The 18,656-nt window shown below is 48.6% G+C and carries 20 protein-coding genes; all 20 read left to right on the forward strand.

Translation table 11 applies throughout. The features are described 5' to 3' along the window. The first annotated feature begins 22 nt into the window (after positions 1-22). The 20 genes from HWX64_RS14750 (at position 23) to trxB (ending at position 18,645) form a co-directional block, all read left to right on the forward strand. Positions 23-1,147: a DUF4097 domain-containing protein gene (locus HWX64_RS14750; RefSeq protein WP_175990296.1), complete on the forward strand. Its 1,125-nt coding sequence runs from the start codon at positions 23-25 to the stop codon at positions 1,145-1,147. Positions 1,148-1,344: 197 nt separating this feature from the next. Continuing rightward, a complete protein-coding gene (locus HWX64_RS14755) occupies positions 1,345-1,548 on the forward strand; it encodes a PspC domain-containing protein (RefSeq protein ID WP_175990297.1) in 204 nt (67 codons plus the stop codon). Then, a complete protein-coding gene (locus tag HWX64_RS14760) occupies positions 1,548-1,904 on the forward strand; it encodes a phage holin family protein (RefSeq protein ID WP_175990298.1) in 357 nt (118 codons plus the stop codon). The genes HWX64_RS14755 and HWX64_RS14760 overlap by 1 nt, the downstream gene beginning before the upstream one ends. 102 nt (positions 1,905-2,006) lie before the next feature. Beyond that, complete coding sequence (locus HWX64_RS14765) at positions 2,007-2,660, forward strand: alpha/beta family hydrolase (RefSeq protein WP_175990299.1); 654 nt, start codon at positions 2,007-2,009, stop codon at positions 2,658-2,660. A 301-nt stretch (positions 2,661-2,961) separates the two neighbouring features. Continuing rightward, positions 2,962-3,897 carry an HPr(Ser) kinase/phosphatase gene (gene hprK / locus HWX64_RS14770; protein WP_175990300.1) on the forward strand — a complete coding sequence of 312 codons (936 nt, stop codon included), beginning with the start codon at positions 2,962-2,964 and terminating at the stop codon, positions 3,895-3,897. A 38-nt stretch (positions 3,898-3,935) separates the two neighbouring features. Further along, a complete protein-coding gene (gene lgt, locus HWX64_RS14775; RefSeq protein ID WP_175990301.1) occupies positions 3,936-4,772 on the forward strand; it encodes a prolipoprotein diacylglyceryl transferase in 837 nt (278 codons plus the stop codon). Between the two features lie 108 nt (positions 4,773-4,880). Then, the gene (locus tag HWX64_RS14780) at positions 4,881-5,846 is read left to right on the forward strand and encodes a nucleoside recognition domain-containing protein (RefSeq protein ID WP_175990302.1); all 966 of its coding nucleotides are present in this window, start codon (positions 4,881-4,883) and stop codon (positions 5,844-5,846) included. Beyond that, positions 5,818-6,468 carry a pyrophosphatase PpaX gene (gene ppaX / locus HWX64_RS14785; RefSeq protein ID WP_175990303.1) on the forward strand — a complete coding sequence of 217 codons (651 nt, stop codon included), beginning with the start codon at positions 5,818-5,820 and terminating at the stop codon, positions 6,466-6,468. The genes HWX64_RS14780 and ppaX overlap by 29 nt, the downstream gene beginning before the upstream one ends. Continuing rightward, on the forward strand, positions 6,465-7,004 hold the full coding sequence (locus HWX64_RS14790; protein ID WP_175990304.1) for a DapH/DapD/GlmU-related protein: 540 nt from the start codon (positions 6,465-6,467) through the stop codon (positions 7,002-7,004). Before ppaX ends, HWX64_RS14790 begins: the two co-directional genes overlap by 4 nt. A gap of 455 nt (positions 7,005-7,459) precedes the next feature. Beyond that, on the forward strand, positions 7,460-8,632 hold the full coding sequence (locus HWX64_RS14795) for a MalY/PatB family protein (protein ID WP_175990305.1): 1,173 nt from the start codon (positions 7,460-7,462) through the stop codon (positions 8,630-8,632). 596 nt (positions 8,633-9,228) lie between these two features. Next, entirely contained in the window at positions 9,229-10,422 is a 1,194-nt protein-coding gene (locus tag HWX64_RS14800) for an ATP phosphoribosyltransferase regulatory subunit (protein ID WP_175990306.1), read from the forward strand. Then, the gene (gene hisG / locus HWX64_RS14805) at positions 10,419-11,045 is read left to right on the forward strand and encodes an ATP phosphoribosyltransferase (protein WP_175990307.1); all 627 of its coding nucleotides are present in this window, start codon (positions 10,419-10,421) and stop codon (positions 11,043-11,045) included. The genes HWX64_RS14800 and hisG overlap by 4 nt, the downstream gene beginning before the upstream one ends. Before the next feature lie 34 nt (positions 11,046-11,079). Continuing rightward, a complete protein-coding gene (hisD, locus tag HWX64_RS14810) occupies positions 11,080-12,354 on the forward strand; it encodes a histidinol dehydrogenase (RefSeq protein ID WP_175990308.1) in 1,275 nt (424 codons plus the stop codon). A gap of 54 nt (positions 12,355-12,408) precedes the next feature. Beyond that, a complete protein-coding gene (gene hisB, locus HWX64_RS14815) occupies positions 12,409-12,996 on the forward strand; it encodes an imidazoleglycerol-phosphate dehydratase HisB (RefSeq protein WP_175990309.1) in 588 nt (195 codons plus the stop codon). 3 nt (positions 12,997-12,999) lie between these two features. Continuing rightward, complete coding sequence (gene hisH, locus HWX64_RS14820; protein ID WP_175990310.1) at positions 13,000-13,638, forward strand: imidazole glycerol phosphate synthase subunit HisH; 639 nt, start codon at positions 13,000-13,002, stop codon at positions 13,636-13,638. Then, the gene (gene hisA / locus HWX64_RS14825) at positions 13,635-14,372 is read left to right on the forward strand and encodes a 1-(5-phosphoribosyl)-5-[(5-phosphoribosylamino)methylideneamino]imidazole-4-carboxamide isomerase (RefSeq protein WP_175990311.1); all 738 of its coding nucleotides are present in this window, start codon (positions 13,635-13,637) and stop codon (positions 14,370-14,372) included. The genes hisH and hisA overlap by 4 nt, the downstream gene beginning before the upstream one ends. Continuing rightward, positions 14,366-15,124: an imidazole glycerol phosphate synthase subunit HisF gene (gene hisF, locus HWX64_RS14830; protein WP_175990312.1), complete on the forward strand. Its 759-nt coding sequence runs from the start codon at positions 14,366-14,368 to the stop codon at positions 15,122-15,124. Before hisA ends, hisF begins: the two co-directional genes overlap by 7 nt. Next, positions 15,121-15,750 carry a bifunctional phosphoribosyl-AMP cyclohydrolase/phosphoribosyl-ATP diphosphatase HisIE gene (gene hisIE, locus HWX64_RS14835; RefSeq protein ID WP_175990313.1) on the forward strand — a complete coding sequence of 210 codons (630 nt, stop codon included), beginning with the start codon at positions 15,121-15,123 and terminating at the stop codon, positions 15,748-15,750. Before hisF ends, hisIE begins: the two co-directional genes overlap by 4 nt. A gap of 324 nt (positions 15,751-16,074) precedes the next feature. Then, positions 16,075-17,583 carry a lipopolysaccharide assembly protein LapB gene (locus HWX64_RS14840; RefSeq protein ID WP_175990314.1) on the forward strand — a complete coding sequence of 503 codons (1,509 nt, stop codon included), beginning with the start codon at positions 16,075-16,077 and terminating at the stop codon, positions 17,581-17,583. Between the two features lie 114 nt (positions 17,584-17,697). Then, on the forward strand, positions 17,698-18,645 hold the full coding sequence (trxB, locus tag HWX64_RS14845) for a thioredoxin-disulfide reductase (RefSeq protein WP_175990315.1): 948 nt from the start codon (positions 17,698-17,700) through the stop codon (positions 18,643-18,645). The last annotated feature ends 11 nt before the right edge of the window (positions 18,646-18,656 follow it).

Here is an 18,656-nt window from a genome sequence, read left to right on the forward strand (position 1 = left end):
CTTAATGATAAGGGGATGAAGAATGATGAATGAAGAACGCAAACGAATTCTCGATATGGTGGAAAAAGGGACGCTCACTGCCCAGGAAGCATTGACCTTACTTGAAGCCCTGGATAAGAAAACCGAACCAACAAAGGAAAAAGAGAAGGATTTCCTTGATGAGTTCGTGTCCATTTTCCAGGATGAGAAGAAGGGTGACACAAGCCAAGGTTACAAATCGGATAAAACGAAGGATAAACTTCTGGATTTTATGAACACCGCTTTTTCTAAAATAAAGAACTTCGACTTCGATTTCCAATGGAATCAGTCGGTTGAAGTGTCGCATGTGTTCCAGCAGCCAAACACGGCCTTCAAAAAAGTGGACATCGATGTGGCCAATGGGAAAGTGGAACTCATCCCGTGGGACGGCGAAGAGGTAAGGGTCGAGTGTCAGGCGAAGGTGTACCGAACCGAAGACCGGGAAGAAGCCCGAAAGCAGTTCATGGAGAACACCTCTTTTGCAGTCGACGAAGAAACGCTCTATTTCTCCACCCAGCTGAAATGGATGAAGGTGGATTCGAAGCTTTATATACCGAAGCATCAGTATGAAAAGGTATCGGTGCGTTTGTTTAACGGCGGTCTGAAAGCCGGCCATATCGACGCTGAAGATTTCCGGGCAAAATCGGCAAATGGAAAGATCCATATCGATCAACTGACAAGCAAAAAAGCAGAGGTCGAAACGTCAAACGGTGCCATCACGATTTTGAATGCAAAAGCAGAAAAGGTCGAAGCGGAATCCATCAACGGCAAAGTTCAGGTGGAAGGGGATATTCAGTATACGGATGCCCAATCCTTGAACGGAAATATCGTCTGTGCCATCACCGGTGCAAAAGCCGATACCCTGCACGCTAAAACTGTAACAGGCAATGTCGACCTCTACGTACCTGGTACCATCAACATCGCAGGCGAAGCCAAATCAAATCTCGGCGGATTCAAGGTGGAACTGGAAGGGATCGATGTCATCGAGGAAAAAAATGAAGTCGTCCAAAAACATATCCGTTTTAACCGCAAGACAGAGGCAGAAGAAAAACTGCATCTCTTTGCAGAAACAAAAACAGGTTCTGTCCTTATTAAAAAGGCAGAAGACAGGAATGTGTCCAGCGTGTAAAGGTTATCCTCCATATCGTTTAATCTCGGTGTAGAAGGGAATAAAAATAGTAAAGTTGTCCATAGCGCTTTACCTTAAAAAGTGCTTCCGCCCGAGATTCATCTTTTTGCGGAAACATCCATTCTTTCCTCATAAAAACAGCCGTGGAGAAGAATGTTAAGAAGGACAACGCATAAGATGAGAAGGAAGTGTAATCTATGAGAAAACAATTAGTGCGCTCAAGGTCCAATCGTAAGTTCGCCGGTGTACTCGGCGGGTTATCCCGGTTTACAGGAATTGATGCGACCATTCTGCGAGTGATTTTCATTATTTTATTAATTCCCACGGGATTCTTTCCGCTGGTCGTCGTTTACGGCTTATTGGCCTTTGTGCTGCCGAATGAGGAGGAAGCCATCAAATAATGAGATGGATAGTTGGTATATTGATCAACGCAGTAATTTTTGTGGCATTGGCAGGATTTTTTGACGGATTCAATGTATCAGGTTTCGGAGCGGCGGTCATCGCAAGTTTTGTCTTATCGATACTGAACGTTTTGATCCGCCCGCTCCTGATCCTTTTGACCCTGCCGGTAACCATTCTGACACTCGGATTGTTCCTGTTCGTCATCAATGCGGTCACCTTGCTGCTGACAGACGGGATCATGGGTGATGCCTTCGAATTATCAGGTTTCGGAATGGCCTTTCTGGCATCGATCATCCTGTCCCTTGCCAATCTGATCATTCAAAAAGCTGTGTTAGAACCTAAAAATGAGAAATGAACTCCGGCCGCTTAAGCCGGGGTTTTTTCTTTTGTGATGAAATTAAAAGAGGATTTCCTCCTCTTGAACTAGAAATAGTTGGAAACAGAGGAGGAGTCATAAATGAACGTAACATCATCGAGTATCAGAGGTTTCAAAAACATTGAAGTGCATTATCGTTTAATAAGTACATCCGGGAATCCAAAAGGTTTAGCTATTTTCTTCCCTGGAATGGGATACACCGTGATGGGCCCGCTCCTGCACTACCCGACCGGCATGTTTCTCAATGAAGAATGGGATGTGCTGCAAATAAATTATCAATACGATTCAGCCGAAATAAAAGAGATGACAGACGAAGAATTTGATGAAATGATGGTGTGTGATTGTAAAAATGTGATTGATGCCGTACTTGAGTCCGCCGCTTACGAATCATTTTTCCTGGTCGCAAAATCAGTTGGAACCATCCCGATGAGCGCCGAACTCCAACGAACATCCTTCAAGGGCGCCCGCATCATCTGGCTCACCCCGCTCTTAAAAGAGAAAGCCGTCCATGAAACGATGATGAAAAGCAGACAAAAAGCAATCTCCTTCATCGGAGACCGCGACCATCACTACCATGAAGAAAGATTCAACGAACTAAACACCAATCCCAACCTCCAGCTCCACCTCATCCCCGGCGCCAACCACAGCCTCGAACAGGATTTCAGAGCATTGGAATCAATTGACATCCACAAGAAAATAATGGAGGATATCGAAGCATTCATCAAAGAAGCATAGCCCCGGGCTGTGTTTCTTTTACTTTTTTACCTATGAAGATGGCCCAAACGCTTAATAAGGAAAAGCGAAGCTGGGGAGACCCCGCAGGCAAAGCCGAGGAGGCTCCACTCTCGCCCGGGGAAAGCGAAGTCTTGCACGGAAATCAAAAGCGGTATCACACTAGATTCTATATAGAAAGCAGGGACATCTTCCATAACAACTGATGCGCTTGCGCTTTTCCTCATAATTGCTAAAATAGGTAAGAGTACAAAAGATTCGAAGAACGAACGATTCTGATAGACAATCGAAGGAGGAGCTTGCTTTGGCAAAGGTTCGATCGAAAGATATACTGGAAAAATTCAACTTGGAACTTGTAGGCGGAGAAGAAGGATTACATAGACCGATCACCACAAGTGATATATCACGCCCAGGACTGGAAATGGCAGGCTATTTTAACTATTATCCAGCAGAAAGGGTTCAACTGCTTGGAAAGACGGAGCTATCATTCCTGGAACTGCTGGATGTAACGGAACGCAAGCGGAGAATGGAAGCCCTGTGCACGGATATCACGCCGGGCATCATCATCTCCCGCGACCTGGAAATCCCGGATGAACTGGTGGAAGCGGCAAACCGCACTGCCGTTCCGGTCATGAGATCCTCGATGAAAACAACCCGTTTTTCCTCCAGGCTGACCAACTATCTGGAAAGTAAGCTCGCTCCTACAACAGCGGTCCACGGCGTGCTTGTGGATATTTATGGAGTGGGGGTGCTCATCACAGGTAAGAGCGGCGTCGGTAAAAGTGAAACCGCACTGGAACTTGTGAAGCGCGGCCATCGCCTTGTGGCGGATGACTGTGTTGAAATCCGCCAGGAAGATACGGATACTCTGGTCGGCACCTCACCGGAACTCATCGAGCATCTGCTTGAAATCCGCGGTGTCGGCATCATCAACGTGATGACCCTGTTCGGTGCCGGGGCTGTGCGAAACTATAAGCGCATCACTCTTTGCATCAATCTCGAGATTTGGGATAAAACGAAGCAATATGACCGCCTGGGTCTTGAAGAAGAAAAAATGAGAATCATTGATACTGATATTACGAAGATGACGATCCCGGTTCGCCCCGGACGGAACTTGGCGGTCATCATCGAAGTGGCAGCGATGAACTTCCGTCTGAAGCGAATGGGTGTCAACGCAGCCGAGCAGTTTACGAATCGCCTCTCTGATGTCATTGAAGACGGCGTAAACGAAGATATTTAAGCAGAATCCATTTTAATTCATTCAGAAGGAGCGAAACAATGAACCAATCGATAATACCAATCGATCCGATCGCATTTCAGCTCGGGCCGTTGCAGGTACACTGGTACGGCGTCATCATCGGAGTTGGAATTGCACTCGGATTATATTTAGCGATATCGGAAAGCAAGCGTCTCGGGCTTCACCCCGATACGTTTGTCGATTTACTCGTTTGGGCGATCCCGATCGCCATCCTTTCGGCAAGGGCGTACTACGTTATATTCGAATGGGATTACTACTCCCAGAACCCGGGAGATATCATCAAAGTGTGGAATGGCGGTATCGCGATTCATGGAGCATTGATCGGATCCGTGATCACCGCGCTTGTTTTTGCCAAAATTAAAGGAATTTCCTTCTGGAAGCTTGCTGACATTGCGGCACCGAGCATCATCCTTGGCCAGGCGATCGGCCGCTGGGGGAACTTCATGAACCAGGAAGCCCACGGGGGAGAAGTGACGCGTGCCTTCTTGGAAAATCTTTATCTTCCGCAGTTCATCATTGATCAAATGTACATAAATGGGACTTATTATCACCCTACGTTCCTGTATGAATCACTGTGGAATTTCGCGGGTTTTGTACTTCTCCTCGTCTTAAGAAGAAAAGTGAACCTGCGCCGCGGGGAATTGTTCCTTTCCTATGTGATCTGGTATTCGATCGGCCGTTTCTTCGTGGAAGGAATGAGGACGGACAGCCTGATGCTGACGGAATTCTTACGGATTGCACAAGTCATCTCGCTTGTTCTGATCGTGGTGGCGGCTGCGCTTATCATTTATAGAAGAAAGTCTGGTATGGCACGGCATGCCTATAGCGACAAAAGCAATGAAGAAGTGAATATGTAAACAAAAGCTGAAGTGAGTGCGCAATGAAATCGGCACAGCAGCTCCAGTTCTTCTGAAAAATCGGCATAAAACATTTAAAGAGACAAAAGGATAAGGGGAGAAGAGAGAATGTGGATGTCATCGATAAAACATGGCGGCCTGACAGGTTTAAAGACAACATGGTCCCTTGGGAAAGTCATTTTTCCCATTACATTGATTGTATTTGTACTGCAATACACGCCCGTCCTGCCTTGGGTGATGGAAAAAATATCGCCCTTCATGAAGCTGATCGGCCTATCGGGTGACGCCGCCATTCCTCTGGTCCTCGGTAATTTCCTGAACCTGTACGCAGGGATAGCGGGTATCCTGTCGCTGGATTTGACCGTCAAGGAAGTCTTTATCATTGCGGTCATGCTGTCGTTTTCGCATAATCTGTTGATCGAATCGACGGTCGCCGCCAAAGTCGGCGTGAAAATCTGGCTGATTGTCACAGTGCGGATTGGACTCGCCCTCATCTCGGCAGTCGTCATCAACCTGTTATGGAAGGGCGGATCCGAGATGGCCCAATATGGCATGATGCCCCCGCAGCAGGCAGAGCCTGAGGGATGGGGAGAAATCCTTTTACTCGGTCTTGAAAAAGCGGGTTATGGTGTGCTTCAGCTGGCGCTGATCGTCATCCCGCTCATGGTCATCATCCAGATCATGAAAGACCTTGGATGGATGGAAGTCTTTTCACGCTGGCTCGCACCTGCGACACGTGCGCTCGGGATGAATGCCAACACGTCGACGACGATGGTGGCGGGACTCGTGATCGGCCTTGCCTATGGAGCCGGGGTCATGATCCAGGCGGTAAAAGAAGACGGCGTAAGCAAGAAGGACGTCACGATTGCCTTCATCTTCCTCGTTTCCTGCCACGCTGTCGTCGAGGATACGCTGATCTTCATTCCGCTTGGCATCCCGGTACTGCCGCTCCTGATCATCCGCCTTGTCACGGCGATTGTGTTGACGATGGTCGTTGCGTATTTCTGGAACCGCGCTGATGCAAAAAAAGAAAGGAAGAATCACTATGAGCAAAATTACAACAGTATTGTTTGACCTGGACGGAACACTGATCAACACAAATGATCTGATTATCTCTTCCTTCCTTCACACTCTGAATCATTACTATCCAGACCAGTACACCGAAAGAGATGTGCTGCCATTCATGGGTCCTCCATTAGAGGAGTCCTTTGGGGGACTGAACCCGGATAAAGTCGATGAAATGTGTGCCCATTACCGTGCATACAACCACGAGCACCATGACGATCTTGTCACCGAGTTTGAAGGTGTCTACGAAACCGTTGAAGCGCTGTACAAACAAGGCTATAAGCTCGCGATTGTATCGACGAAAGTGCGGGAAGTCGTCCTGAAAGGGCTTGATCTGATGAACCTGCGCCAGTTTTTCGATGTGGTGATCACACTCGATGAAGTGGAAAACGCGAAGCCTCATCCAGAGCCAATCGAGAAAGCGCTGATTGAATTAGGTGCTACACCCGGGGAAGCGATCATGGTCGGGGACAACCACCATGACATCCTGGCAGGAAAAAATGCGGGAGTCCTCTCGGCAGGTGTCGCATGGAGCGCCAAAGGCCGAGAGCATCTTGCCCATTATGAACCTGACTTCATGCTTGAAACGATGCCTGACCTATTAAAGGTGGTCGGAGTGCCGACAGCATGAGAAGAACGACACGCTACCCGGTAACAGGAGGCAATTCACTCTGGCATGTCTATAAAACCGTCCCGTTCTTGAAAGTCGTCAAAAACTTCATCGTCATCCAGGCAGCGCGCTACACCCCGTTCCTCGGAATGAAGAACTGGCTGTACAAAACGTTCCTGAGAATGAACATCGGCGACCAGACATCCTTCGCCCTCATGGTCATGCTCGACGTCATGTTCCCTGAAAAAATCAGTGTCGGCAGGAACACCGTCATCGGTTACAACACCACGATCCTTGCACACGAGTATTTGATCAAAGAGTACCGCCTGGGTGAAGTGGAAATCGGTTCGGAAGTCATGATCGGTGCGAATACGACGATCTTGCCGGGAGTGAAAATAGGCGACGGAGCAATCGTATCGGCCGGCACCCTTGTCCATAAGGACGTGCCTGCGGGAGCATTCGTCGGCGGAAATCCCATGCGTGTCATCTACACCAAAGAACAGCTGGCAGAGCGGTGGAAGGACGATGAGATTTACGGATTGAAAATGAAGGAATAAGTGAATCCTTCATTTTAGTTCGCATACAGCTCCACCCTCGTACCACCTGGATAACAGTAAAAAAGTGATCCCTCTGTATGCTGGGTAGCATAAAGGGATCACTTTTTATATGTCTAAGGCGATTCCACTCATAGGATTACCCGCAACTAGCCAAACGCATTGATAATAGCCATGCCGCTGGGGGCAGTTAACGGTCCGATGTTGAGTTGTCCAATACGGACGGGAGATTCAGGTGTGGAAACATCATACATTTCTATCATATCCTCCAAGTAATTGGATCCATAAAGAGTGGTTGTATCATAAGGGGAAGAATGATTTTCATCGAAAATAAAAAGCTGCCATCGGATGCACGGAAATCAAAAGCTATATATAAGGCCATTCCAATAAATTAGCTATTCCCCCTCCCCTCAATCTGTTATAAAGTAAGAACAGAGACAAACTGGGGGGCATGTGATATGAATTGGAATGATTGCATCGAAAGAACAAACACGCACTCTGTCAAATGGTCGTTTCCTGAAGAAGACGTCATACCGATGTGTATTGCCGACATGGATTTTCAGGTGGCGCCGGCCATCGCGGAGGCACTCAATCAAAAAGCCAGTCATGGTATTTATGGATATACAACGTTCAGCGGCCGTTATTTTGATGCCATCGTGTCATGGTGGAAAAAGCGGTTCGATATGGAGATAGAAAAAGATTGGATCTGCTTCAGTCCGGGGATCATACCGGGGATAAACGTATTGCTTTCTGTACTGACAGAACCGGGTGACGGCGTCATCATCCAGGATCCCGTCTATTATCCTTTTTACAGTACGATTGAAAACCACGGCTGTTCAGTCATAAAAAATACTTTAGTGTACAATGACGGTATCTACTCAATTGATTTTGACGATCTGGAAGAAAGGGCCCGTCAACCTGAGACAAAGCTGCTTATTCTCTGCAGCCCGCATAACCCTGTCGGGAGAGTGTGGACACATGAAGAATTGAAGCGGATAGGCGAGATAGCCAAACGGAATGATCTATGGATCATCTCGGATGAGATGCATGGGGACCTTGTCTACGGAGGTCATGAACACCTGCCTCTTTTTCAAGCGGATGAAAGCTTGAGAGCGAACAGCATCCTTTGTGCAGCACCGAGTAAGACGTTTAATATCGCCGGTCTTCAAACATCCATTCTACTTATTCCGAACAAGGACCTCAGGGAAAAGTATAATGAAAAGCTGACAGGCTTAGGCCTCATGAGACCGAATGTGTTCGGAATCGAAGGGACGATTGCAGCCTATGAGGAAGGCGAGCCTTGGTTAAATGAGCTGCTGATGGTACTTGAAGATAACAAGCAGTACGTCCTCAATTATTTGGACCAGCACCTGCCGGAGTTGAAAGCCATCGTGCCGCAGGCAACTCATCTGATCTGGATCGACTGCAGCGAGTTGGGAATGGCGGGTGAGGAACTTTGCATGTTCTTCCTGGAAAAAGCCCGGGTCAAATTCGACGAAGGCTTCAAGTTCGGAGGAAGCGGTCAATCGTTTGTACGAATGAATATCGCCTGTCCGAAAGAGCGGATTGATATGGCGCTCAGAAGGATGAACCATGCTGTATTGGAGCATCGGATGGAACAGCAATCATGAAATGATCTTTCCACATGAAGGCAGAGTATGAATTGGATTGAAAACTGATAAATAGGGGAAAAGGCAAAGATAGATTGAGAAGATCTGTTTTTGTCTTTTTTTATTAAAAAGATGGGTAGTTCGTTCATAATTGATTTGAAAAGGACAAATCAGGATCATTTTCATTAGCGGGGGACTGATTAACCGGGGTGTGTGTGGGATTTTTTTGGGCGGCATTAATAAAATTGCACCGGTTTTCCAGGAATTGCGCCAGAAAAAAATTAATTGCGCCGCTTTTAGACTTATTGCGCAAGAATCTCATTTATTGCGCAGATTGTCGAAAAATCGCAACAGGCACGTACTCACGTACACACCCATCACTCCCCTGTTGAATTTTCTCTCGCCCATAAACACCCAGCCTTCCTCCCCGAAGCATTCACCCGCCAAAAAATTCCCCGATAACGGTTGACGAATAAAACAAGAAAAGCTAAACTAACTAATAACTTTATTTTATTAGCACATTAGCGAACTAAAGGATTTCGGAATAATCAACTATTAGTAATCCCTCTACCATAGGGGAAAATAAATCAATATTCAATCTGCCAAAGGTGGTTCTTATGACGAAGCTATTCATGTTCGAGAAGCCGTTGGGAATGAGAGATACATTTCCCGATTTATATGAGATAAAAGATGGTACGAAAAAGAAAATGGAAGGTGCGATGAAGCGCTGGGGCTACAAATTCATCGAGACACCTTCGCTTGAATATTACGAAACGGTCGGGGACGCGTCTGCCATCCTCGATCAGCAGCTGTTCAAACTCTTGGATCAGCAGGGGCACACGCTCGTCCTGCGGCCGGATATGACGGCTCCCATCGCCCGCATCGCTGCATCGAAGCTCCTGAAGGACCGGACGCCGCTCAGGCTTGCCTACTCCAACAGCGTATTCCGCGCACAGCAGCGGGAAGGAGGGCGCCCGGCGGAATTCGAACAGGTGGGCATCGAATGCATCGGGGATGACTCCGTCAGTGCGGACGCCGAGGTGATTGCCCTCATGGTGTCTGTTTTAAAGGAAGCGGGACTCGACAACTTTAAGATATCGATCGGCCATATCGGCTTTGTTCAGGAACTTTTCACCCAGATTGTCGGAACCGAAGAGAGAGCCAATACGCTAAGAAGATTTTTATATGAGAAAAACTACGTGGGATACCGTCAGCATGTGAATGAACTGACGCTATCCTCCATCGATAAACAGCGATTGTTCAGCTTTTTGAAATTGAGAGGGTCGGACAATGTGTTCGGGAAAGCCCACTCCCTTTTAGAAGGAGAAAAAGGACTGCAGGCTTTGGAGCAGTTAAAGGAACTATGGAGCATCCTGAAAGACTACGGAGTCGAGCAGTATATCAAATTCGATCTCAGCCTCGTCAGTCATATGAGTTACTACTCCGGCATCCTGTTTGAAGTGTACGGTGAAAATGTCGGGTTTGCGATCGGGAATGGCGGACGCTACGACAAGCTTCTCGAAAAGTTCGGCAAAACCTCAGGGGCGACCGGATTCGGGCTGCGCCTTGATTATGTCCTTGAAGCGATGAGGATCGAATTAACTTCATCCGACCAGGAGTGCGTGCTGTTCAGTGACGAACGCAGGAAAGAAGCCATTACACTCGCATCAGAACTTAGGGGTGAAGGAAAAGAAGTGGTCCTCCAGAACTGGAAGGGTGTCGGCGACGTGGATGAATTTACAAAAGGATTCAGCAATGTTCATTTTGTCGTTGGACAGGAACGGAACGGAAATGGTGGTGAAAACCGATGAGCAGTTTAACGATTGCGATGCCAAAAGGCAGGATTTTTGAAGAAGCGGTTGAACTTTTAAGAAAAGCGGATTACGATCTGCCTCCCGAATTCGATGATTCAAGAAAACTGATCATCGAAGTGCCGCAGGAGGAACTCAGATTTATTTTAGCAAAACCGATGGACGTCCCGACGTATGTCGAGCACGGTGTCGCTGACCTCGGGATCGCCGGGAAAGACGTGATGCTTGAAGAAGAGCGTGATGTATACGAACTGCTCGATCTCAAGATCAGCGGCTGCTACCTGGCTGTCGCAGGGCTTCCCGATACAAAAATGAATGATGTGGCTCCGAAAATCGCCACCAAATATCCAAACGTCGCTTCATCCTATTTCAGGGAGCAAGGTGAGCAGGTGGAGATCATCAAGCTCAACGGTTCCATCGAACTGGCGCCGCTGATCGGACTCGCCGACAGGATTGTCGATATCGTGTCGACCGGGAGGACGCTGAAGGAAAACGGACTCGTGGAATACGAAACGATTGTGGATATCACATCCCGGTTGATCGTGAACCCGGTCAGCTACCGGATGAAGGATGAAAAAATCGAGGACCTTGTGGCCAGGCTGACCCGGGTCATCGAAGGTTGAGGAACTTTTTTATTATAAAAGGCTGGTGGAATGAATGAAGATTATCAGAGAGGTCGAAGGGGCGTCGATTAAGCGCTCAGTCGACAGCGGAACCGAAGAGCAGCGGAGGGCCGTTCAGGAAATCATCGCGTCTGTCCGTGAAAAAGGGGATCCTGCCCTCACCGCATACACGGAAAAATTCGACCGTGTACGAATAGAAGAACTCAGAGTTTCCGAAGAGGAAATCGCTGATGCATTTGCGGAGATGGACACTGAAATGATCAAAGTGATCCAGGAAGCGGCTGACAATATCAGCGCGTTCCATGAAAAACAAAAACAGTCCTCCTGGTTCACCACGCAGCCGGACGGAACGATGCTCGGGCAGAAGCTGACACCCCTTGATTCGGTTGGGGTTTACGTACCGGGTGGGACGGCTGCATACCCGTCCTCCGTACTGATGAATGTGCTGCCTGCAAAAGTCGCCGGGGTGGAACGGATCGCAATGGTTTCTCCGCCTGGAAAAGACGGCAAGCTGTCGTCCGGCGTGCTCGTCGCTGCAAAGATCGCCGGTGTGGAGGAAATCTACAAAGTCGGCGGAGCCCAGGCAGTTGCCGCCTTGGCTTATGGAACGGAGACGATCGCTCCGGTTGATAAAATCACCGGTCCGGGGAACATCTTTGTTGCATTAGCCAAACGTGAAGTGTTCGGTGACGTGGATATCGATATGATTGCAGGTCCGAGCGAAATCGTCGTGTTGGCGGACGGAAATCAGCATGCAGATGAAATAGCGGCAGATCTGTTGTCGCAGGCGGAACACGATACATTGGCATCCGCGGTCCTTGTTACGACATGTGAAGAGCTTGCTGAGAACGTATCAAGGGAAGTCGAGCGGCAATTATCGACGCTGCCCCGTGAGGATATCGCCCGGCAGTCGATCAGCGATTTCGGCGCCATCTATGTAGTGGACGATTTGGAAAAGGCTGTCGAGCTGGTCAATCAGCTTGCGCCGGAGCATCTGGAAATCCTGACGGCGGATCCGTTCGAAACGATGGCGGGGATACGCCATGCCGGAGCGATTTTCCTAGGGCGCTACAGCTCGGAACCGGTCGGAGACTATTTTGCAGGGCCGAATCACGTATTGCCGACAAACGGGACGGCGCGATTCTCAAGTCCATTGAACGTCGATGAATTCATGAAAAAATCAAGCATCATTTCCTACAGTGAAAGAGCACTGAAGGAAAATGGAGATAAAATAGCGAAACTTGCGCGGCTCGAAGGTCTCGAAGCCCACGCCCGTGCAGTCGAAATACGATTCAAAAAGAGGGACTGACGCTTTAGCGCACTAAACGCCCGTCCCTCGGTACTTTAAAGGAGTGAAGCAACGATGGAGAGAAGAGCGGAGATTGTGAGGAAGACGAATGAGACGGATATTCGTTTGAGTTTTGGAATTGACGGTGAAGGAAATTCGGAGATTGAGACGGGTGTTCCGTTCATGAGTCATATGCTGGACCTGTTCACGAAGCATGGACAGTTTGACTGCAAGATTGATGCGAATGGTGATACCGAGGTTGACGACCACCATACAACGGAGGATATCGGGATCTGCCTCGGACAGGCTCTCGTGAAGGCGCTTGGCGACAAGAGAGGCATCAAGCGCTACGGTTCGGCGATGGTGCCGATGGATGAGGCGCTGGCAACCGTCGTTGTCGACCTCAGCAACCGTCCGCATCTTGAATTCAGGGCGGACCTTCCAAGCCAGAAAGTCGGAACGTTTGATACAGAAAACGTTCACGAATTCCTCTGGAAGCTCGCTCTTGAAGCAAGGATGAATCTCCATGTGATCGTTCACTACGGCCACAACACGCATCACATCATCGAGGCGATTTTCAAGGCACTCGGCCGTGCACTAGATGAAGCGACGACCATCGACCCGCGGGTCAAAGGAATTCCTTCCACAAAGGGGATGTTGTAAATCATGATCGGCATCGCAGATTACGGAATGGGGAATCTGTTCTCAGTCAGCAAAGCGCTTGAGCGGCTGAACGTCCCCTATTTTATCAGTGACGACCGCGACAAGCTTCTCGAAGCAGACGGGCTGATTCTACCGGGAGTCGGCGCCTTCAAGGACGCGATGAACCTGCTTGAGTCCACTCATCTGAAAGAAACGATCCTGACTTTTGCAGGCAGTGGAAAGCCGCTGCTCGGCATCTGCCTCGGGATGCAGCTCCTTTTTGAAAAAAGTGAAGAAAACGGCCGTACACCGGGCCTCGGATTGCTTCCGGGAGAAGTCATCCATATCCCGAAACGGGACCATGAAGGAAACGACTATAAAGTCCCTCATATGGGCTGGAACCATCTTTCGTTCCAAAAAGAATCTCATCTTCTTGATGGATTGGAAGAAGGTTATGTCTACTTCGTTCATTCTTACTATGTGCAAGGGTCCGAAGAAGTCCTGACAGCGACGGCAGACTACGCAGGTGTTGAAATCCCTGCGGTCGTCAGCAAAGATAATATTTACGGCATGCAGTTCCACCCTGAAAAGAGCGGGCGGCTGGGCATGCAGCTACTGGAAAACTTCACAAAACGAGTGAAAGAATCGGAGGCAGTTTCATGAGTTTTACAATTTATCCCGCGATCGATATGCGCGGCGGAAAATGTGTACGATTGATTCAAGGGGACTACAATCAGGAGACCGTTTACGGCGATTCCCCTTTTGATATGGCAAAGAAATTCGCCGTTGAAGGCGCGGAATGGATCCATATGGTCGACCTTGACGGAGCAAAAGAAGGCTCCCGCATCAATGATGAGTTTGTCATTGCCGTTGCTGAAAAACTGGACGCAAAAGTCCAGGTCGGCGGAGGAATCCGCTCGGCGGAAGACATCGAGCACTATCTGAACCGCGGCGTCGACCGCGTCATCATCGGCAGCATCGCCGTTTCCAACACAGAATTAGTGAAAGAGTGGCTTGCCAAATATGGTGATAAGATTGCGATCGGACTCGACGCCAAGGACGGCTATGTCGCTACTCATGGATGGATCGAAACCTCTGCGTTGAAGGCAGTGGACCTCGGAAAAGAACTGGCCGCTGCAGGAGCAGAAACGTTCATTTTCACCGATATCGCCACGGACGGAATGCTGTCCGGGCCGAACATCGAAGCGGTCGTCGAACTGGCAAGGGAAACGGGTAAATCCGTGATTGCGTCCGGAGGCGTGAGTTCATTGGAAGACCTGGCTGCTCTTAAAAAATACTGCGGCCAGGGAGTGTCAGGTACCATTTGCGGTAAGTCCCTCTATACCGGGAAGTTCACCGTTGCCGAAGCGCTGAAAGAGGTGAAGGGATCATGCTGACAAAGCGAATCATTCCCTGCCTTGATGTAAAGGACGGCCGTGTTGTGAAAGGGATTCAATTCGTTGAACTGAGAGATGCCGGAAACCCGGTCGAACTTGCGAAAGTCTATGACGAACAGGGTGCGGATGAGCTTGTGTTTTTAGATATTTCCGCTTCCCATGAAGGCCGGAAAACGATGGTCGAGGTCGTCCAGCATGTGGCGGCGGAACTCGCCATTCCTTTTACAGTCGGCGGGGGCATCAATGCCGTGGAGGATATGAAAGTGATTTTAAGAGCCGGTGCCGACAAGGTTTCCTTGAACACGGCAGCCGTCCTGCGTCCCGAACTGGTGCGTGAAGGAGCACAGTACTTCGGATCACAGTGCATCGTGGTGGCCATCGATGCGAAATATGATGAGGAGAGCGGCGGCTTTAAGGTCTACACACACGGCGGACGGAAGCTCCGCGACCTCGATGCAGTGGAATGGGCCAAGCAGGTTGAGGACCTGGGTGCAGGAGAAATCCTGCTGACATCGATGGACAGCGACGGAGAGAAGAAAGGCTTCAATGTTGCGTTGACCCGGGCAGTGAGTGAGGCTGTCTCGATCCCGGTCATCGCTTCGGGCGGAGCCGGGAATGCAGAACACTTTAAAGAAGTGTTCACTGATGGAAAAGCCGATGCAGCGCTTGCCGCGTCCATTTTTCACTATAAAGAAACGAGTGTTGAAGAAGTGAAGAGTTACCTGAAAGAGCAGGAGGTGCATGTACGATGACGAACAACGACTGGATTAAAGACGTAACATACGATGAAAAAGGCCTGGTGCCGGCAATCGTACAGGATGCAGAGAGTAAAGAAGTCCTGACTCTGGCTTATATGAATGAGACATCATTAGCGAAGACGCTTGAAACAGGGGAGACCTGGTTCTACTCACGCTCCCGCCAAGAGCTCTGGCACAAAGGCGGAACGAGCGGGAATACGCAGACGGTCAAGAGCATCGTCTGGGATTGCGATAAGGATGCACTGCTCGTCCTTGTCGATAAAAAAGGCCCTGCCTGCCACAAAGGCGAGGAGAGTTGTTTTCATGAGAAGGTATTCGGAGAAAGCGCCGCACCTGGGGAAAACATTCTGCTGACACTTGAAGCACTCATCGCCGACCGTGAAAAAGAGCGTCCGGAAGGCGCCTACACGACCTACTTGTTTGAAAAAGGAGTCGATAAGATCCTGAAAAAAGTAGGCGAAGAGGCGTCTGAAGTCATCATCGCTGCAAAAAACAGGGACGCGGAGGAACTGAAATGGGAAGTCGCCGACCTGTTATATCACGTATTGGTGCTGCTGCGGGAACAAGAGCTTCCATTGGAAGAGGTTCTTGGGGTTCTTGTGGAGCGGCATAATAAATAATGAGTTTGGGAGAGGGACGGGCCTTTTGTTAAAAGGTTCGTCTCTTTTATGTGTTTTTGAACAAAATTGATAAGATTTCTTTTTGAAATGGGGCTGAATGGTATGATTTCCTTACAGTTGTTCCTGAATAGTGGAGGTCTGCTAGAGTGTGTTCTTTATTGAAGAGCGGAATTGCGCCACATGTCGAAAAATCTCTATCTTCTTCATCAAAACTTGCCCGCTTTCCAACCGAAACCCCCATCCCCTCAAAATATGGTAGTTTAGTCCAACTATGTTGTATGTTATACTATCTTAGTTATACTATGAACGTTTCGGAGGACTTTGATGAGAAAAGGGTCAAAACTAATAAGTGAGCAAGCTAAGGTGTTGTCTTTTGTCCCGACAGGTGAGTACTACTACAACAAGGGAATGAAAGCTTATCAGCGCCGCGAGCTAAAGCGGTCGTTAAAATATTTGAATAGAGCATTTCAACTGGAACCATTGGAACCGATGATTGCGTGTCAATTGTCGATTGTTTATACAGAGCTTGGCGAGTTCAAGCGTGCGAATGAATTGCTGCAGGAAATCATTAAGAATCTGGATCCGCATATGACGGAATGCCATTATTTTTTAGCTAATAATTATGCGCATTTAGGGTTATTTAAGGAAGCGTATGACCATGTGAGCGTTTATCTGGATAAAGAGGAGCATGGCGAGTTCGTCGAGGATGCAGAGGATCTGCTTGAATTGCTGGAACTCGATTCGGACCTGACGGTGGAAGATCTATACGAACATGATGATCTGATCATGCAGCAGGAAAAGGCGAAGGACCTGCTGGAGTCGGGTCATTTCCAAAAAGCCGTCGAGACCTTGAAGAAGGTGATCGAAGAGTATCCGGAATTCTGGTCTGCTTATAATAATCTTGCCCTTGCATATTTTTACCTGGGTGAAGTGGATCAAGCCTCGGCCACATTGGAAGAAGTGCTCGAGAAGAATCCGGGAAATCTCCATGCGCTTTGCAACACGGCTGTTTTTTATTTTTATCAAAAGAGGAATGGCGAGCTGGATGAGCTGATTGCGGGACTTGAAAAGGTACGCCCGCTGCTTCATGAGCATCGTTTCAAGCTGGGTGCCACTTTCGCTTTGATCGGTCATTCGGAAAAAGCATATGAGTGGCTGAAGTCCCTGCAGAAGATCGGGTTTGAAGGTGACGCGAGCTATTACTACTGGCTGTCCTATTCAGCATATGAAACAGGGCACCAGCAGACGGCGCGCAATGCCTGGAAAAAGGTTATCGAGATCAACCCTGAAAAAGAGGGGAATGAGCCTTGGAATGACGACCGTGCTGCAGGTTTTGAAAATCACGTCACTTCGATTCTGAAAAAGCTTCAAAGCGACTACACAGAAGAAAAGCTGTTCGGCCTTTTCCTGACGTCCGTTTCGGAGCATCAGAAATCGGTCCTTACACATGCCGATTTTTGTGAGGTGGAGGAACTGTCGATTGTCGAGAAAGTGTATCTGGCACATGTCCTGAACACCAACGGGAATACCTCGATGAAGGTGAATCAGGAAATCAAGAATATGCATGAGGTCGCGCTTCATCTCTATGATTCCCATCACCCGATTTCAAGCGTCGATTCGGGATTGTTCCTGACGTGGTTCACGGTTGCTTACCGCGGCCTGAAAGAGCGTGAGACATTCAAGAATACAAAAGCTTTCGCTGCAGCTGCAGACTATGTATGGAACCGCCTCAGAAATGAAAAGGTGACAAAGAAGCAGGTGTGCGACAGCTACAATGTCTCTGCAAGCACGCTGACTAAATATATTTCCGTGGTGGAAAGCTACCTTCCATGAGCATATTTTTGGACGATACAACCCTGTTTTTTATAGGATAGGGATAGACAGTAAATACTATATAGGGAATACAAAAACTTGCTTATAAGAACGTTTCGGAAGGAGTAATCGAGAATGTCAGAAGAAAAAATCTATGATGTGATCATCGCCGGTGCCGGTCCTGCCGGAATGACAGCGGCTGTATATACGTCACGTGCCAGCCTTTCAACGCTGATGCTTGAAAGAGGTGTGCCGGGCGGACAGATGGCAAACACAGAAGAAGTGGAAAACTATCCAGGCTTCGACCATATCCTTGGTCCGGACCTGTCGAATAAAATGTTCGATCACGCGAAGAAATTCGGTGCGGAGTACGCATACGGAGACATCAAGGAGATCGTCGACGAGGGCGATTACAAGCTTGTCAAAGCGGGTTCGAAAGAATATAAAGCACGTGCCGTCATCCTTTCAACGGGTGCCGAATACAAGAAGATCGGCGTTCCTGGTGAAAAAGAACTCGGCGGACGCGGAGTATCCTACTGTGCCGTTTGTGACGGGGCATTCTTCAAAGGGAAAGACCTTGTAGTCGTTGGCGGAGGAGACTCTGCTGTCGAAGAGGGTGTGTACCTGACACGTTTCGCCAACAAAGTGACAATCGTTCACCGCCGCGATGAGCTTCGTGCGCAGAAAATTCTGCAGCAGCGTGCCTTCGATAACGAAAAAGTTGATTTCATCTGGAATCACACAGTGAAGGAAATCAACGAAAAAGAAGGCAAGGTCGGCAGCGTCACGCTTGTATCGACTGAAAACGGCGAAGAAACAGAATTCAAGGCGGATGGCGTCTTCATCTACATCGGAATGATTCCTCTGACGAAGCCATTCCAAAACCTTGGCATCATCAATGACATGGGCTACATCGTGACCAACGAACAAATGGAAACGAAAGTCCCTGGAATCTTTGCAGCCGGCGACGTGCGTGAAAAAGAACTTCGTCAGATCGTTACGGCTACTGGCGACGGAAGCATCGCGGCGCAGGCAGCCCAGCATTATGTAGAAGAATTGAAGGAAAAAGTTAAGAACGCTTAATAGATAAAGCC

The sequence above is a fragment of the Bacillus sp. Marseille-Q1617 genome (genome assembly GCF_903645295.1).
GTDB lineage: Bacteria > Bacillota > Bacilli > Bacillales > Bacillaceae_B > Rossellomorea.

Bases quoted from the DNA above. Each gene is read 5' to 3' on its own strand.
- trxB (WP_175990315.1), top strand. From the start codon at position 17,698: ATGTCAGAAGAAAAAATCTATGATGTGATCATCGCCGGTGCCGGTCCT.
- hisH (WP_175990310.1), top strand. From the start codon at position 13,000: ATGATCGGCATCGCAGATTACGGAATGGGGAATCTGTTCTCAGTCAGC.
- hisG (WP_175990307.1), top strand. From the start codon at position 10,419: ATGAGCAGTTTAACGATTGCGATGCCAAAAGGCAGGATTTTTGAAGAA.
- HWX64_RS14800 (WP_175990306.1), top strand. From the start codon at position 9,229: ATGACGAAGCTATTCATGTTCGAGAAGCCGTTGGGAATGAGAGATACA.
- HWX64_RS14840 (WP_175990314.1), top strand. From the start codon at position 16,075: ATGAGAAAAGGGTCAAAACTAATAAGTGAGCAAGCTAAGGTGTTGTCT.
- HWX64_RS14795 (WP_175990305.1), top strand. From the start codon at position 7,460: ATGAATTGGAATGATTGCATCGAAAGAACAAACACGCACTCTGTCAAA.
- lgt (WP_175990301.1), top strand. From the start codon at position 3,936: ATGAACCAATCGATAATACCAATCGATCCGATCGCATTTCAGCTCGGG.
- HWX64_RS14780 (WP_175990302.1), top strand. From the start codon at position 4,881: ATGTGGATGTCATCGATAAAACATGGCGGCCTGACAGGTTTAAAGACA.
- ppaX (WP_175990303.1), top strand. From the start codon at position 5,818: ATGAGCAAAATTACAACAGTATTGTTTGACCTGGACGGAACACTGATC.
- HWX64_RS14790 (WP_175990304.1), top strand. From the start codon at position 6,465: ATGAGAAGAACGACACGCTACCCGGTAACAGGAGGCAATTCACTCTGG.
- HWX64_RS14765 (WP_175990299.1), top strand. From the start codon at position 2,007: ATGAACGTAACATCATCGAGTATCAGAGGTTTCAAAAACATTGAAGTG.
- HWX64_RS14755 (WP_175990297.1), top strand. From the start codon at position 1,345: ATGAGAAAACAATTAGTGCGCTCAAGGTCCAATCGTAAGTTCGCCGGT.
- hisD (WP_175990308.1), top strand. From the start codon at position 11,080: ATGAAGATTATCAGAGAGGTCGAAGGGGCGTCGATTAAGCGCTCAGTC.
- hisA (WP_175990311.1), top strand. From the start codon at position 13,635: ATGAGTTTTACAATTTATCCCGCGATCGATATGCGCGGCGGAAAATGT.
- HWX64_RS14750 (WP_175990296.1), top strand. From the start codon at position 23: ATGATGAATGAAGAACGCAAACGAATTCTCGATATGGTGGAAAAAGGG.
- HWX64_RS14760 (WP_175990298.1), top strand. From the start codon at position 1,548: ATGAGATGGATAGTTGGTATATTGATCAACGCAGTAATTTTTGTGGCA.
- hisIE (WP_175990313.1), top strand. From the start codon at position 15,121: ATGACGAACAACGACTGGATTAAAGACGTAACATACGATGAAAAAGGC.
- hisB (WP_175990309.1), top strand. From the start codon at position 12,409: ATGGAGAGAAGAGCGGAGATTGTGAGGAAGACGAATGAGACGGATATT.
- hisF (WP_175990312.1), top strand. From the start codon at position 14,366: ATGCTGACAAAGCGAATCATTCCCTGCCTTGATGTAAAGGACGGCCGT.